Genomic DNA, 14,251 nt, shown 5'->3' with positions numbered 1-14,251 from the left:
CAGAAGATCCGTTCTTTATTTGTCGGACCTTCTCTTTTCCTATTTCTGGAGGTTCCTTTTTTGAGATCCTGAATCCCTGTGCTTCCGTATCGCAGGTGTTCCTTCCAGCCATCCGGCAATGCGCCCGGTCTGTTCGCGGGCAACTTCTCCCGAGTCTGTCTTGAGGATGAGCCGTCCGTCCTTATGAATTGAGATCTCGCACTGATCGCTTACGATCAACATAATTCCTGCATGGACAACAATCGTGCAGACCTCTTTCAGGATCTCCTCACAGAGGTCAAGGTCAAGACTGAAACGATCCCGTGGAATTGCTTCGAATGCGGCCGATGTTTTACAGGGTTTCAGGACCGAATACATACATCCCTTCCAGAGATTTTTCTACCAGAGAATCGATATCAATTTTGCTCTCCTCATTGAGGACATCTTCCAGCTTTGCGGCAGTCGAGGGGTGTTTGGGAACGATGGTGCAGCAGAGGCCGGGGAGCGTGGAGATCTCGTACGTACCGATCGTGCGGGCGATCTCAATGATCTCGACCTTGTCAAAACCAATGAGAGGGCGGATGACTGGATATTTTATGGCCCGGTTCACTACCGAAAGGTTCTGGAGAGTCTGCGAGGCCACCTGCCCTACCGACTCACCGGTCAGGATCCCGTCAGCACCTTCTTTTTCTGCAATCTGTTCTGCGATCCGGTACATCATCCTCCGGCAGAAGAGGCAGTGCAGGTGACGATTGCAGTTCCGTGCAATGGTGGTGTGATTTGGTCCGTGAGGAACCACGTAGGTCCTGATCGGTGTGCCGGTCAGTGTCCTGAGGTGTCGGACCAGGTTCAGGGTCTTGTCCAGGTTTTTTTCATCGGTAAAGGGGCGGTTGTCCATGTGGACCGCCACGATCTCAACGCCGCGACAGATCATGAGATACGTCGCCACTGGTGAGTCGATTCCTCCCGAGATCAGAGATATAAGCTTCATAATGATTCTCACTCCTGCTGGCAGAGGGATATTCTAACCGCAGGAAATCGTGTATTTAATGGTAAACTCATCGGAGTGGAATGGATGACGTTTCCACTCATCTTTTCCTTGTTGTGGACTTGCGTCAGGTATTCATGAGGTCCCCGAGTTGAGTTCACAATTGTGAATTACTCTAGTATGTCATTTTTATAAATACTTATAATTTCTGCATATTCTGATAGAACCTCAGGAAATTGTGATATTCTTCAAGGGTATCTCCAAGGAATGTCGCAGTTGTTTGTCTGAATGGCCTGAGTGCATTATCCATCCCGAAGATTATGAGAACATCACTCACCATGGCCCTAGTTCCAGTCCGACGGCGGGCATCGCAAATCTTTGTGCTGTATCTGCACTGGTCAGGTTCTCATAAAAACCATATGGTACTGTCTCACCGAAATATATCGGGCCAGGATATTGAGGATCTTCACACATATGCCTGCGAAACGTGTTATCATAAAAAAGGCACTTCATGGGGATACGGAGATAACAAGAATGTGTTTTTTTAACCATGTAACAGTCAACAATGTGTTATTAAAAAACCAAGAGTACTTTAAAACACTCCTCTCTATCGTTAAGATAACACACATAATTGGTTATTGAAATCGCCCTGTCCTCTTTCATAGGTTCATCGGAGATCAGGGCGTTTTCTTTTTAACCTACCGTACTTAAAAATTAGAAGATCAAGCCCATTCAAACACAAAGTCTGTAACCGTCTTTTTAATCCCCTTCACCTTCCTGATCTCTTCCAGCGTTTGGGTCACGATCTCTTCATAATTTTTACCTTCGACCAACGCCACGAGATCCTGCGATCCTGTTACAAAGTCTGCACTTTTTACTCCGGTAATCTTTTTCAATGCAGTTTTTACTTCCTTCTCTTTTCCCGTTTCGATATCAATTTTCAAATATGCGTTTGCCATTCAAATCAACTCCATTTGTTGTACTGCTAAATGCTGTGTCAACGATTGATTCACGACAGACGGTTTTGATGTACTCCCGAAGAACCTTTTCCGGGTATCATCCGTCCTGATTGGATGGATTGATCCTGGGAGATTTTGGGAATGTATCCAAATCCTCAACAACGTTATCGAACAGAATGGTATTTATCACTGGAGAAATTGGTAAAAACAGCCTTATTCGATTAAAGATCAGATTCAATACGGCAGAATGGATTGAGGAATCAATGTGCGCCTGTTCCGATCATTCTTTTTTTATCATGAATAACTGATGGAGACGCCGTAATTCTAATTTTTTTGAGATGAGGACATGTTCGAGTTGTGCAACACAGCACTGTTCGGAGAACACATATATCCCAGGTCATCTATATGGAGCAGATGAGGTACCAGAATGGACGACGGCGATCTGGTGAGATCCGGGGAGCAGAAAGATCTGCTGGTCAGTGTGAACGATCAGACCTTTACACAACTGATCGAGATGCATGACGGGCCGACGTTCGTCATCTTCCAGAGTGCCACCTGTCAGCACTGCAGGACGATCACTCCCTATATCCGGGAGTATGCTGGGGAGTTCTCCGATCGGGTCCTCTTTGCGACCATCGAGGTCGGGCAGAATCCCCGTGTTGTGGAACGGTTCGGGATCCGGTCGACCCCGACCTTCAAGTTCTTCTGCAAGGGAAAACCGGTGAAGGAACTGGTCGGGGCCGTCTACCCTGCGATCATCAAACGGCAGATCGAGGAATTTCTACTCTATGGAAATGAATGTGCCACGAACTCTACAGAGATCGATTATGAGATATCAGGGTATGCCTGAATCACATCCAGAAGAAAGAAACTCATCACAACAGGTGTCACTATGCAAGCTTCCAGACTCATATCACTGGTCCTGGTCGTCTCTCTGATTGTCAACATATCCCTGGTCACCATGCTCTTCACCTCAGAGCAGGGTGGAAGTCATCAGGTTGAAGAGCGGCTGACCTCGCTTGAAGCGTCGAATGCAGAACTTCAGACCCAGCTTGACCAGAGTAATCTGAGCGCAGAGCAGGCTGCGTCACAACTTGCCTTCTACCGCTCGCATCTGCAGACCTCCACGGCTTATCAGGTGAACGATAGTGGGGTTAGTTCTGCTGGTATATCGGGGACGGCGTCGTTGATGGCCCCGGCGGTGATGCAGCGGACAGTCCTGAATCAGAGCGGCCGGTTCATCACCCGTCAGACCATCTCTGAAGGATCGATGATCAACATCTCTGTCGAGGTGACCCCCGGTCGGGGGAGGGTGTTGGTCCAGACCTCGCCCCTGATGGGGGAGGTCTTCCAGGACGCTGCGAACACTGCTGTCGCTGTGGCAGAGAATCGTACCGGGACCAACCTATCTGAAAGTGATGCGATCATCTCGATCGTGGCTGATGATCGGGTGCCGGAGGTGAACGGTCCAAGCGCCGGCGCCCTGATGACCCTCCTGCTCATCTCTGTCCTCGATCAGAGGCCGGTCCGTCAGGATGTGACCGCGACCGGAACCATCGATGAGAACGGACAGATCGGTGCGATCGGCGGGGTCGTTGAGAAGGCGACCGCTGCAAAGGCTAGTGGCAAGACACTCCTTCTACTTTCGCGCGAAAATAGCGAACTCACTCTGTTCAGAGGAGAAGAACAGCAGTACTATGGGTTCCATGTTCTGCAGCAAGTCCCGTACCAGGTCGATACAAAGCAGTATATCGAGTCGACGATTGGCATCCGGGTGGAGTATGTGGACACGATCGACGACCTGGTCAGGCTGGCCACCTGATGATCGGGGGTTCTCTGAGGGTATATTATGAACCAGGATCTTCTATCAGATGCACAGAAGTGGCAGATCGCAGCCGAACTCTCCGCTACACTTCCGGCGATCTATGATCGTCTCTTCCGTTCGGCTGTCGGCAACTCCTTTGACCGTTTGGAGATGTCGGTCTGGCTTGTCGTGGCAGAGCGGGCAGTGGAGGTGGCCTCGATGTTCAACCTGAAGAGAGCCACGGCTGCCGAGATCGCCGAAACCCTGATGACGATCGTTACGATCTTCTTCGGCCCCCGGATCCGGTATGAACATCTGACCAGCCGCAAGGATCTTGCGGTGATCCTGATCCGTGATTGTTCTCTTCTCGAATGTGCCGAAGAGGTCTGTGCCAGCCCTGCCCAGTGTTCGGCCCGCTGCCTGGCCTTCATGATCCCTGCAGTCCAGAGACTCAACCCCGCCTTCACCCTCCGGTTTGTGCGGGCCCGGTGTCTGGGTGACCGCGGATGTGAAGTGAAGGTGATCCCCGTCTCCACTGTAGGGGAGGTGTGACCCCCTAAATCCAAAGCAACACCTTTCAATATCTTCAGGGCTCAATTAAGAACTGGGTTGTGTTCTTCTGTTCTGGCATAGTACTCCACAGAGTCTACATCATGCCGATTGTCTGAACGGAGTGGCCGATGACTCTTCGAGGGGATCGACATGACTGAAATCGATCTCATTGTGAATCTCGTCGAAGGGATGTCGGTCCTGATCGTGGTCACGTACCTGCTGACCCGGTCCCAACTGTATGCTGCGATCGTTGACCGGCAGTTCACCCTGAAGAATCGGCTGCTGATCATGCTGATCTGCGGGGTCTTCTCGATCTATGGCACCCTGGCGGGCGTCCCCTATGAGGGTGCGATCCTCAGTGTCAGAGACATCGGACCAGCGTTTGCAGGGTTGCTGGCAGGGCCCTGGGTCGGGCTCGGAGCCGGGATCATCGGCGGATTGTTCCGTTACGGGGAGGGAGGATTCATGGCGCTCGGGGGGACCCTCGGGCCGATGGCAGCAGGGCTGATCTGGGGAATGGTCTGGTTCCGCCGACAGGGTAGACCGGTGAGTCTGATCGAGGCTATGCTGCTGGCCGTGCTGGTCGAGGTGGTCAGGACCTGCTTCGATCTCCTCTTCGCCGACCCACTTGACCAGACGGTGCATGTCCTTGCGGTCTCGGTGATCCCGATCATGCTGGTGAATGCGATCGGGATGGCGATCTTCGTGCTGATGCTGGGGAATGTTACGCATGAGCGGTCCGTACTCGCATCCCAGGGACGCCTGGAGGGTGAACTCTCGGTGGCCCGGCGGATTCAGCGGGCCGGTCTTCCGGCAGGTCCCCTCTCCTGGACCGCGATGCAGGTGGCCGGGAGACTGGAGCCGGCGCTGGAGGTCGGCGGTGACTTCTATGACTACTTCTTGGTCGGGGACGATCAGGTCTTTGTTACCGTTGGGGATGTCTCCGGGAAGGGGGTGCCGGCAGCCCTGTTCATGGCGATGACCGCCTCGCTGATCAGGTCCGAGGCTGTGCCGGAAGCAACGCCTTCGCAGGTGCTCGCCGAGGTGAACCGGCATCTCTGCAGAAACAATGAAGCGATGATGTTTGTGACCATCTTCTGCGGGGTGGTGACGATCAGCACCGGCCGGATCACCTACGCCTCGGCGGGGCACCTCCCACCGTACCTGCTGGACCGGGCCGGGACGGTCACCCCTCTCACCTGCGTAAAGGCCCCGCCAATTGGTATCCGGGAGACGACAGCCTATCTCGATCAGGAGGCGATGCTGCCGGAGGGGAGCGCTCTGCTGCTGTACACCGATGGGGTCACTGAGGCAGAGGGGATCGATGGGGAATTCTTCTCCATGCAGCACCTCTGCAAGGTCCTCTCAGAACAGAAGGGCCGGACTGCAGAGGACGTGGTGTCGGCGATATTTGATGCAGTGCTGACTTATGAGGGCGCTCTTCCCCAGAGCGATGATATCACGCTGTGTGCCATCAGCCGGCCAGAGGCTGGATATGTAAGGTGACGATGATGAAGATAACTGAAGTAAACCAGAATGGGTGCAGTCTGATCCGGGTCGATGGACGGCTGGATACGCTGACTGCTCCCGAGTTTGATGCAGCAGGTGACCGATGGATCAGTGGCGGTCGACAGGTTCTCGACCTATCGGGTCTTGTCTATATCAGCAGTGCCGGGCTGCGCAGTCTGTTGCTTGCCCAACGACGGCAACAGTCACTGGGGGGAACCCTGGTGCTGGCGGCCCCCGGCGGACTGGTGGAGGAGGTGCTGTCCGTGGCAGGATTTGATACCCTCTTTGATATCTATTCGACCGTGGAAGAGGCCTGCAGGGGGGTGCCCTGAATGGGGGTATCTGATGCAGAGACCTTCGTCGGCGATCCGTCGATCGTCCCGGCAGTCATCGATTTTGTCACCAGGGCGGCAGAGGAGGCAGGTCTTCATCCTGCCCGCCTGATGCACCTGCAACTGGCTGTGGAGGAGGCGGTGGTGAACATCTGCACCTATGCCTACCAGGTTCCTCCGGCGACGGTGACGGTCAGCACCTCGGTGACAGCCGGCCGTTTTATCGTCGAGATCACGGACCTGGGTGTTCCGTTCGATCCCTGCGCTGTCCCCGAACCGGATTGTACCGCTGACCTGGACCATCGGCCGGTCGGGGGTCTCGGGATCCTGCTGGTTCGGCGGATGATGGACGAGGTTCATTACCGGCGGGATCACGATCAGAACATCCTGACGCTGGCGATCGCGCTCAACAGGGTCTGATATGGCGTTCCTCTCCAGCAATCATCCACTCGTTCTCTTCCGGGACTTCCGTCACCTCTTTGCAGGACGGCTGATCTCCTCGATCGGGGACAAGTTCTTCACGATCGCCCTGGCCTGGTGGGTGATCTCTCAGGGTGATGCAGAGAGCCGGATCAACCTCGGGATCCTGATGGCCCTGAACCTCATCCCGATCGTCCTCTTCGGACCGTTCATGGGCACCCTTGTCGATCGGTTCGACCGGAGGAAGTGTATGCTCCTGGCCGACCTCTGCAGGGGGTGCCTGGCCGCCCTGCTCTTTCTGTTGATTGCGACCGGGACGTTGACCCTGCCGGTGCTGTACCTGATCACCTTCTTCATCGCGGTCTTTGTTCCGCTCTTCGAGGCATCGGTCAGTTCTTCGTTGCAGCAACTGGTCGATGGGGATCACCTCGCAGCAGCCGTGGCCGTCGACTCCAGTGTCGTCTACCTCTCCAGTATCTTCGGAGCCCTGCTCGGGGGTGTGCTGATGGCGATCTATGGGGTCGCCGGAGCATTTCTCTTCAACGCGCTCTCGTTCTGCGCTTCGTTCCTTCTCATCCTCTCGATTCGGGTGAACATCCCGCCTGTAGCCACAGCGGCCCCCTATATCGAGCAGCTTCGGGAGGGGTTCGCCTTCCTCACCTCCCACCGGCCTCTGCTCTACCTGATGGGGCTCTTCGGGGTCTTCAACTTCTTCTCGGCCCCGCTCCTCCTCTTCATCCCGATGATCGTCAATGACCTGATGCAGGCGTCGGTCACCTGGGTGGCTATCTTCGAGGCCTGCCTGGCTGCGGGGTCCGGGTTGACCGCCCTGTACTTCAGTTTCAGCCGCCGAACCCCCATGCACACCTATCCGCTGATCTTTGCCGGGATGCTGCTGCTCGGACTGATGGAGGCTGCGATCGGTCTTTCGGCGGATCGGTACATCTATGCCGTGGAGATGATCGGTGCCGGCGTGGCGATCGCCATCGTGAATACGATGGCTCTCTCCCTCTTCCAGGCCGTGGTCCCCCCGGCGATGAAGGGGCGGTTCTTTGCGGTGCTGTCGATGGTCTGCGTGGCTGTCGTCCCGCTGACCTATCTGCTCAACGGATTTCTGACCGGGACCAGCCCGATCAACGCCGTCATCCTTCTGAACAGCGGTGCCGCGATCGTCGTTTCGCTGGCGGTTCTCGTCATACCGAAAGTCTCTCAACCCAAACCAACTTCACAGGAGAATCAAGCATGAACACTCAACGAACAAAACCTCTGATGGTGCCGGACCCGGCTGCGCTGGCATCTGTACAGTTACTCTGCAACAGCAGAGACCCCTATAGAACCGGCCCTGAACAGGACACCCTCTTCATCCGGGCGATGCAGGAGATATTGCTCTGGCATCAACAACGCTCGCCGTTCTTTGCGGCGCTGCTCGAATCCAAACAGATCGACCCGCTTAAGATCACCAGGATTCGAGACCTGGCCAGGATCCCGATGGTTCATGCCAACTTCTTCAAGACGCATGAACTGCTCTCTGTCGACCGGTCGACCCTCTGCTCCTCGCTCACCTCATCAGGGACCACCGGGCAGAAGAGTCAGATGTTCTATGATCCCTTTACCCTCCTCTCGGGGCAGGGGATGGTGGCCGCCATCTTCTCGTATTATGAATGGATAAAACCCAACCAGCCGACCAACTACCTGCTCTATGCCTATGAACCGGCCGCTGCCTCCCGCCTCGGGACCTCGCATACCAACACCTTCCTCTGCAAGTTCGCCCAGGAAGCCAGGGTCACCTTTGCGCTCAGGGCCACCGGCACCGGTTCGCACGAGTTCGACCTCTTCGGGGCGATCCGGACCCTGCAGGAGTATGCAGACGAGGGACTGCCGGTGCGGATCTTCGGGTTCCCTTCGTTCCTGTACTTCACGCTGGTGCGGATGCGCGACCTCGGCCTCTCCGTCACCCTCCCGCCGGACTCGCTGGTATTCTTAGGCGGCGGCTGGAAGGGGGCGGCCGGCGAACAGATTCCAAAATTGGATCTGTACGCACTGATCACCGATCGCCTCGGCATCCCCGACGATCGCTGTCGCGAGGGTTACGGTTCGGTCGAGCACTCGGTCCCATACGTGGAGTGCTCCCATCACCATCTCCATCAGCCGGTCTGGTCGCGGGTGCTGATCCGGGATGTCACCACCCTTGAGCCCCTGGATGACGGAGAACCAGGCTTCCTCCACTTCATCACTCCGCACACCACCTCGGTGCCGGCCGTCAGCGTGCTGATGGGCGACCTTGCAGTGATGCATCACGATTGTCCCTGCGGGCTCGAGACCCCGTACTTCGAAGTGCTCGGCAGGGCCGGCGTCTCCAAGAACCGGAGTTGTGCCGTGGCTGCTGCTGAACTGTTGCAGCGGGAGGCGCTATGACCGCTGCACCGATGCTCTGGCGTGGAGCGATCCGCGACGCTGCCGAACTCCCGGAACTGCTCAAAACCCTGCTGGCTCTGCTGGCAGACGACCTCGCCCTCCGTTTGAATCCCATGGTTCTCCTGGCTGCGGCCGACCGACTCGGTACGGCGATCCTGGCCGGCACCGTTCCAGACCTGCAGCAGGCCCTGATCGAGACCGGTCTCCCACCTGCTGAAGCAGACCAGACCCTGGCGACGATCGGCCGGTTCCTTGCGAAGGAGAACCTCGAGCAGAAATTGCGCCGCGAACTGGGCGGCGTCGACCCGTTCGCCATCCGGCGGGTGACCTTCACCGAACCGGTCTTCGAGGGCTGGGCTCCACTCGGGGTGCTGGTGCACCTGGCCCCGGCCAACGTCCCGACGGTCGGTCCGCTCAGCGTCATCGAAGGGCTGCTCGCCGGCAACATCAACCTGCTCAAGACGAGCAGAAAGAGCGGCAGGTTCCCGCAGGTGCTGCTGCAGGCGCTCGTCGACGCCGACCAGACCGGCTCGCTGGCCCCGTTCATCTACGTCCTTCCGCTCTCCTCGCAGGATCAGGGAGCCCTTCACGATCTCTTCGCCCTGGCCGACGGTATTGCGGTCTGGGGGGGGGAGGAGACCGTCGACGCGGTGAAGAAGGAGGCTCCTCGCGGCACCGAGATGATCGTCTGGGGACACCGGATCTCCTTCTCGTACCTGACCGCAGCGGCCGGAACCGATCCGGCCCTTCTCAAAGGCGTTGCAGAGGAGGTCTGTATCCTCGAGCAGCAGGCCTGTTCGAGTCCCCAGTGCCTGTACCTGGAGACGAGCGACCCTGCCGATCTGCAGGTGTTTGCCGACCGGCTCGGGAAGGTGCTGACCACGGTCGCCCCGACCTTCCCCCGGACCCTCCCCGACCGGGCCGAGGCCGCCGAGGTGACGACGGTCACCGAACTGGTCAGGCTGGAGGGCTGCCTGGACCACGGGGCCGTGGTCGAACCGGCCGACCGGAGCTGGCGACTGCTGATCGACCCGGAGCCCGGACTCCGCCCATCGCCGCTCTTCCGGACCCTCTGGATCAAACCATTGACCAGGGACCGGATCGTCAGTACCCTCCGTCCGATGCGTGCATACCTGCAGACCGTGACCCTCGGGTGTACCCGGGAGGAGGTGGCCCCGCTCTCATCCCTGCTGATCGCAGCTGGGGCTGACCGGATCCGGCAGCCGGGTAGGACCTTCTCATCGTACCCTGGTGAACCGCATGACGGGGTCTACGCCCTGCAGCGGTACTCCCGGCGGGTCTCGGTCGATCCGGGCTCGCTCGGTGACGGAGTGGCCTCGCTCGCCGAGTTCGTCGCCCCGACCGCTCCGTTCCTGCCTGAGGGGACGCCGGTGATGACCAAGGATGATTTCCATCATATCATGGTGGACCCCAGGACCGAGCATCTCTCGTTCAAGAGCGGGGGGAGTTCCGGGGCGCCGAAGCTCTCGATCTTCTCGTACCAGGACTACCGGGACCAGATGGCGGCGGCGGCCGACGGCCTCTTTGCGGCCGGGCTCGATCCGGCCACCGACCGGTGCATCAACCTCTTCAACGCCGGCCACCTGTACGGCGGGTTCATCAGTTTCTTCACCATCCTTGAGGACCTCGGGGCGATCCAGTTCCCGATGACGGCCGTCCCCGAGACCAGGGAGGTCGCCGAGGCGATCGTCAAGTACCGGGTGAACACCCTCCTCGGGATCCCGGTCTACCTGAACGCCCTCTTCGAGGAGCACGGGGCCCTCCTCAAAGAGTACGGCGGGGTGAAGAAGATCTTCTACGGCGGCGAGCACTTCACCGCCGCCCAGGTGACGCATCTCCGCGAAGAATTCGGGATCGAAATAATCAGGTCGGCGGTCTACGGTTCCAACGACGCCGGTCCGCTGGCCTTCGCCTGCCCGCACTGCGAGGGCGGGGTCCACCACCTGATGACCGCGAACCAGTGGCTGGAGATCCAAAAGCTTGACGCCGACGAACCGGTCGTCGGCGACGAGGTCGGACGGCTGATTCTGACCTCCCGGCAGCGGCACGGTCAGCAGATCGTGAGGTACGAGATCGGCGACACCGGACGGTGGGTGCCCGGTCCGTGTCCGTGCGGCCGGAAGAGTCCGCGGTTCGAACTGATGGGCCGGCACGGGGATGTCTTCCGGTCGGGCGGTCCGTTCCTGAACTACCGGAAGTTCGTGAACCTGCTGACCGAGCACCTCGCCTATGCCGGCGAGGTCCAGCTCCTCCTCGACCTGAAGGGAGGACAGGAGCAGATCACGGTCAGGATCGATGTGGGCAGCGGCCTCGACGCCGGGGTCGTACGCCAGATGTTGCTCGATCAGTACCCCGAACTGTCCCTATCGGTCGTCGAATTCAAGACCACCGACCTCTTCATCGAACCGGTCGCTGCATCGGTGTTCGAGCGGATCGCCAACAGCGGGAAACTCAAAACGATCATCGATCGGCGGGAGGTGCAGGCATGACGATCTACTCTCTCGACCATGTGGTCGGGTATGCCCGCGAACATTCCCCGTTCTATCGTGACCTGTACAGCGACGTCCCCACTGATGGTTGGAAGATTGCCGACCTGCCGGTCATCGACCAGACGGCATACTGGGAGGGTCATGGCCAGTCAGAGAGCAGCGTCATGACTTCGCCACTTGGGGTCGATGGGGGCTACCTCTACAAGAGCGGCGGGACGACCGGCCAGCCGAAGTTCACGGTCTACACCAAGGAGGAGTGGACAGAGTTCACCCGGGTCTTCGGTGCCGGTCTGGCCAAAAACTCCATCGCCGATAGGGACCGGATCGCGAACCTCTTCTATGCCGGGGAACTGTATACCAGTTTCATCTTCCTGAACGACTCGCTGCAGAACTCAGCGGCGAATGTGCTGACTTTTCCCATAGGCGGGGCTGCACCATTCGAGTTCATCGTTCACACCCTGCAGGACTACAAAGTCAACGTGCTGCTCGGGGTGCCGACCACCCTCCTCCACCTGGCCGAGTATGTCCGCGACCAGGGGATCAGCCTCTCGATCGACCGGTGTTACTATGGCGGCGAGGCGATGTATCCCGACCAGCGGGATCTCCTCGCCCAGGTCTTTCCGGGGATCTCGGTGCTGACCGTCGGCTACGCGAGCGTCGACGCCGGGCATATCGGCTATGGCGACCCCTCCTGCGGATTCAATGAACACCGGACCTTCGGCGACTCCAGTATCATCGAGATCGTCGATGACACCACCGGCCTCCCGATCGACGAGGTCGGACGGGAGGGGCGGGTGGTGGTCACCAACCTGACCCGGCTGCTGATGCCGGTGATCCGGTACCCGGCCGGCGACCGTGGTGTCTGGGTGGACGCACCCGGTACGCCCGATCGGCGGTTCCGGCTGCTCGGCCGGTCTGAGGAGGGTGCCCGCGTCGGGCCGATGACGCTGAACTACGACGATATCCATGCTATCCTGGCCGGCTTCAACCAGACGATCGAGGTGACCGGGTTTCAACTGGTCGTGACTCACCAGGACCGGCGCGACCTGCTGACCCTCCGGATCGCCAGCCGGCAGGGTGCTGCAGTGCCGGCATCCCTGACGGAGAGGGTCCGGGCTGCAGTCTATCAGGGTCGACCGATGTTCAACGATCTCCTCAGGGACGGCCTGGTCCATCCCCTGGCGATCGAGTGGATCGAGCATGGCGATCTGATCGTCAATCCGAGGACCGGAAAGTTGCGGCGGATCGTTGACCATCGGCTGAAGGAGGGTCAGTGATGAAGACCGACGATCGTGATCGCTGCCAGTTACAGGTTCCGGCAGAGCCGCAGTACCTGCCGATGGCCCTTCATCTGGTCAGCGATATCGCAGAACTTGCCGGGTTCGATCAGCGTGACCGGCAGCGGATCGAGGTGGCCGTCGAGGAGGCGGTCTCCAATGTGATCACCCACGCCTATCCGGAGGGGGGAGGAGTCTGCGGTCTGACGGGGGTCATCACCCCGACCGGGCTGGAGATCCGGATCCATGACACCGGTCTTCCGTTCGATCCTGAACAGATCCCCGACTTTCGACCGGACCCGGACGGTAAGACCGCCTCGTCCGGGCTGGGCAGTCACCTGATCCGGCACCTGATGGATGAGATGGAGTTCTGTAACCTTGGGAACGGGGGGAAGGAGACCCGTTTTGTCCGGTACCTGCCGCATGCCTCTATCTTTGAAGGAGCGGGGCACCCGGTGCAGACCGACGATGTCGTCGTCACCGACCCCGGGGAGATCGCGATACGGCTGATGGATCCTGTGGAGGCGGTCGAGGTGGCCCGGTGTGTCTACGATGCCTACGGCTACTCGTACGTGTACGAGCATATCTATTACCCGGACCGTCTCCGGGCGATGAACCATGAAGGTTCGCTCATCTCTGCGGTAGCGGTTACGGGAACCGGTGACGTGGCCGGGCATGTGGCGCTGGTCTTCGACCCGCTCGACCCGGGGTCTGCCGAGGTGGCGATCGCGGCCACGAAGTGCCGGTACCGGGGTCATGCGGTCGTCCCCCGTCTGGTCACGTTCCTTGAACAGGTGGGTCGGGAACAGGGACTGACCTGCCTCTTCAGCCAGCCGGTCACCGCTCACACGATCTCGCAGCATGTCTTCCACAAGCTCGGCTACCACACCTCCGGGTTCCTGCTGGCCCATGCGCCGGCCACCCTCTCCTTCCACCGGATCGCAGAGGATCTGGCGCAGCGTGAATCGGTTGCCATCGCCTGCAAGTATCTGGTTTCACCGGAGGCGGTCACCCTCTATCCACCCTCAGTCCATGCCAGGATGGTCGGGGCGATCTGTGCTGATATCGGCCTTCCGGCAACGATCGCACCGGGTCAATTCCTCGATGATGCCGTCAGAACGGAACTGCAGAGCGTGATCAAGACCGGGATGCTCGTAGCCTCCATCCACTTCTCCCGGTTTGGTGCTGATCTCTCCATGGCGGTCAGGCATGAGGTGATCCGGTTGAAGCGGGAGGGGGTGCAGGTGATCGAGGCGAGTTTGGACCTCAGTGACCCTGCAGCAGCATCGGCTGCCGGTCTGCTCGAGGATCTTGGATTCATCTTCACCGGCATCATCCCGACCGGCGCCGGCGGCGCTCAGCTGCTGATGCAGTACCTGAACGGGATCGTCATCGATTACCAGGCCCTTCGACTCGAGTCCGACTTCTCGAAGGAACTGCTCGAGTACATCCGGCTTCACGATCCCCAGTCCGGATAGGGAACCCTTTTTTTCTCCGAGGGAGAGA

At 58.7% G+C, this 14,251-nt stretch carries 14 protein-coding genes; 11 read left to right on the top strand and 3 right to left on the bottom strand.

The window, feature by feature from the left end:
- Positions 1–39 precede the first annotated feature (39 nt).
- The 3 genes from MPAL_RS09660 to MPAL_RS09650 all read right to left on the bottom strand — a co-directional run bounded on the left by MPAL_RS09660 (position 40) and on the right by MPAL_RS09650 (position 1,926).
- Positions 40–357 (bottom strand): hypothetical protein, encoded by a 318-nt coding sequence (locus tag MPAL_RS09660; RefSeq protein WP_012618562.1) that lies wholly within the window; start codon positions 355–357, stop codon positions 40–42.
- Positions 332–970 (bottom strand): adenine nucleotide alpha hydrolase family protein, encoded by a 639-nt coding sequence (locus MPAL_RS09655; RefSeq protein ID WP_012618561.1) that lies wholly within the window; start codon positions 968–970, stop codon positions 332–334. The genes MPAL_RS09660 and MPAL_RS09655 overlap by 26 nt, the downstream gene beginning before the upstream one ends.
- Before the next feature lie 719 nt (positions 971–1,689).
- Positions 1,690–1,926 carry an Lrp/AsnC ligand binding domain-containing protein gene (locus tag MPAL_RS09650; protein ID WP_012618558.1) on the bottom strand — a complete coding sequence of 79 codons (237 nt, stop codon included), beginning with the start codon at positions 1,924–1,926 and terminating at the stop codon, positions 1,690–1,692.
- 427 nt (positions 1,927–2,353) lie between these two features.
- On the opposite strand from MPAL_RS09650, the gene MPAL_RS09645 reads away from it, so the two are divergent.
- The 11 genes from MPAL_RS09645 to MPAL_RS09595 all read left to right on the top strand — a co-directional run bounded on the left by MPAL_RS09645 (position 2,354) and on the right by MPAL_RS09595 (position 14,223).
- The gene (locus MPAL_RS09645; RefSeq protein WP_012618557.1) at positions 2,354–2,776 is read left to right on the top strand and encodes a thioredoxin family protein; all 423 of its coding nucleotides are present in this window, start codon (positions 2,354–2,356) and stop codon (positions 2,774–2,776) included.
- A gap of 42 nt (positions 2,777–2,818) precedes the next feature.
- Positions 2,819–3,748, top strand: a complete 930-nt coding sequence (locus MPAL_RS09640; protein ID WP_012618556.1) for a S16 family serine protease — start codon at positions 2,819–2,821, stop codon at positions 3,746–3,748.
- A gap of 27 nt (positions 3,749–3,775) precedes the next feature.
- On the top strand, positions 3,776–4,282 hold the full coding sequence (locus MPAL_RS09635; protein WP_012618555.1) for a hypothetical protein: 507 nt from the start codon (positions 3,776–3,778) through the stop codon (positions 4,280–4,282).
- A gap of 150 nt (positions 4,283–4,432) precedes the next feature.
- Entirely contained in the window at positions 4,433–5,788 is a 1,356-nt protein-coding gene (locus MPAL_RS09630; protein WP_012618554.1) for a PP2C family protein-serine/threonine phosphatase, read from the top strand.
- A gap of 2 nt (positions 5,789–5,790) precedes the next feature.
- Positions 5,791–6,123: an STAS domain-containing protein gene (locus tag MPAL_RS09625; protein ID WP_012618553.1), complete on the top strand. Its 333-nt coding sequence runs from the start codon at positions 5,791–5,793 to the stop codon at positions 6,121–6,123.
- Positions 6,124–6,543: an ATP-binding protein gene (locus MPAL_RS09620; protein ID WP_012618552.1), complete on the top strand. Its 420-nt coding sequence runs from the start codon at positions 6,124–6,126 to the stop codon at positions 6,541–6,543. It begins immediately after the preceding gene.
- Position 6,544: 1 nt separating this feature from the next.
- On the top strand, positions 6,545–7,789 hold the full coding sequence (locus MPAL_RS09615; protein ID WP_012618551.1) for an MFS transporter: 1,245 nt from the start codon (positions 6,545–6,547) through the stop codon (positions 7,787–7,789).
- Positions 7,786–8,958 (top strand): LuxE/PaaK family acyltransferase, encoded by a 1,173-nt coding sequence (locus tag MPAL_RS09610; protein WP_012618550.1) that lies wholly within the window; start codon positions 7,786–7,788, stop codon positions 8,956–8,958. Before MPAL_RS09615 ends, MPAL_RS09610 begins: the two co-directional genes overlap by 4 nt.
- The gene (locus MPAL_RS09605; RefSeq protein WP_012618549.1) at positions 8,955–11,468 is read left to right on the top strand and encodes an acyl-CoA reductase; all 2,514 of its coding nucleotides are present in this window, start codon (positions 8,955–8,957) and stop codon (positions 11,466–11,468) included. The genes MPAL_RS09610 and MPAL_RS09605 overlap by 4 nt, the downstream gene beginning before the upstream one ends.
- On the top strand, positions 11,465–12,745 hold the full coding sequence (locus MPAL_RS09600) for a phenylacetate--CoA ligase family protein (RefSeq protein WP_012618548.1): 1,281 nt from the start codon (positions 11,465–11,467) through the stop codon (positions 12,743–12,745). Before MPAL_RS09605 ends, MPAL_RS09600 begins: the two co-directional genes overlap by 4 nt.
- A complete protein-coding gene (locus MPAL_RS09595; RefSeq protein ID WP_012618547.1) occupies positions 12,745–14,223 on the top strand; it encodes a GNAT family N-acetyltransferase in 1,479 nt (492 codons plus the stop codon). Before MPAL_RS09600 ends, MPAL_RS09595 begins: the two co-directional genes overlap by 1 nt.
- Positions 14,224–14,251 lie beyond the last annotated feature (28 nt).

The sequence above is a fragment of the Methanosphaerula palustris E1-9c genome (assembly GCF_000021965.1).
Lineage (GTDB): Archaea > Halobacteriota > Methanomicrobia > Methanomicrobiales > Methanospirillaceae > Methanosphaerula > Methanosphaerula palustris.
This window is presented reverse-complemented; position numbering and strand designations above follow the sequence as displayed.

Excerpts from the sequence above, each read along its gene's own strand:
- MPAL_RS09660 (WP_012618562.1), bottom strand. The coding sequence starts at position 357 with ATGTATTCGGTCCTGAAACCCTGTAAAACATCGGCCGCATTCGAAGCA.
- MPAL_RS09655 (WP_012618561.1), bottom strand. The coding sequence starts at position 970 with ATGAAGCTTATATCTCTGATCTCGGGAGGAATCGACTCACCAGTGGCG.
- MPAL_RS09650 (WP_012618558.1), bottom strand. The coding sequence starts at position 1,926 with ATGGCAAACGCATATTTGAAAATTGATATCGAAACGGGAAAAGAGAAG.
- MPAL_RS09645 (WP_012618557.1), top strand. The coding sequence starts at position 2,354 with ATGGACGACGGCGATCTGGTGAGATCCGGGGAGCAGAAAGATCTGCTG.
- MPAL_RS09640 (WP_012618556.1), top strand. The coding sequence starts at position 2,819 with ATGCAAGCTTCCAGACTCATATCACTGGTCCTGGTCGTCTCTCTGATT.
- MPAL_RS09635 (WP_012618555.1), top strand. The coding sequence starts at position 3,776 with ATGAACCAGGATCTTCTATCAGATGCACAGAAGTGGCAGATCGCAGCC.
- MPAL_RS09630 (WP_012618554.1), top strand. The coding sequence starts at position 4,433 with ATGACTGAAATCGATCTCATTGTGAATCTCGTCGAAGGGATGTCGGTC.
- MPAL_RS09625 (WP_012618553.1), top strand. The coding sequence starts at position 5,791 with ATGATGAAGATAACTGAAGTAAACCAGAATGGGTGCAGTCTGATCCGG.
- MPAL_RS09620 (WP_012618552.1), top strand. The coding sequence starts at position 6,124 with ATGGGGGTATCTGATGCAGAGACCTTCGTCGGCGATCCGTCGATCGTC.
- MPAL_RS09615 (WP_012618551.1), top strand. The coding sequence starts at position 6,545 with ATGGCGTTCCTCTCCAGCAATCATCCACTCGTTCTCTTCCGGGACTTC.
- MPAL_RS09610 (WP_012618550.1), top strand. The coding sequence starts at position 7,786 with ATGAACACTCAACGAACAAAACCTCTGATGGTGCCGGACCCGGCTGCG.
- MPAL_RS09605 (WP_012618549.1), top strand. The coding sequence starts at position 8,955 with ATGACCGCTGCACCGATGCTCTGGCGTGGAGCGATCCGCGACGCTGCC.
- MPAL_RS09600 (WP_012618548.1), top strand. The coding sequence starts at position 11,465 with ATGACGATCTACTCTCTCGACCATGTGGTCGGGTATGCCCGCGAACAT.
- MPAL_RS09595 (WP_012618547.1), top strand. The coding sequence starts at position 12,745 with ATGAAGACCGACGATCGTGATCGCTGCCAGTTACAGGTTCCGGCAGAG.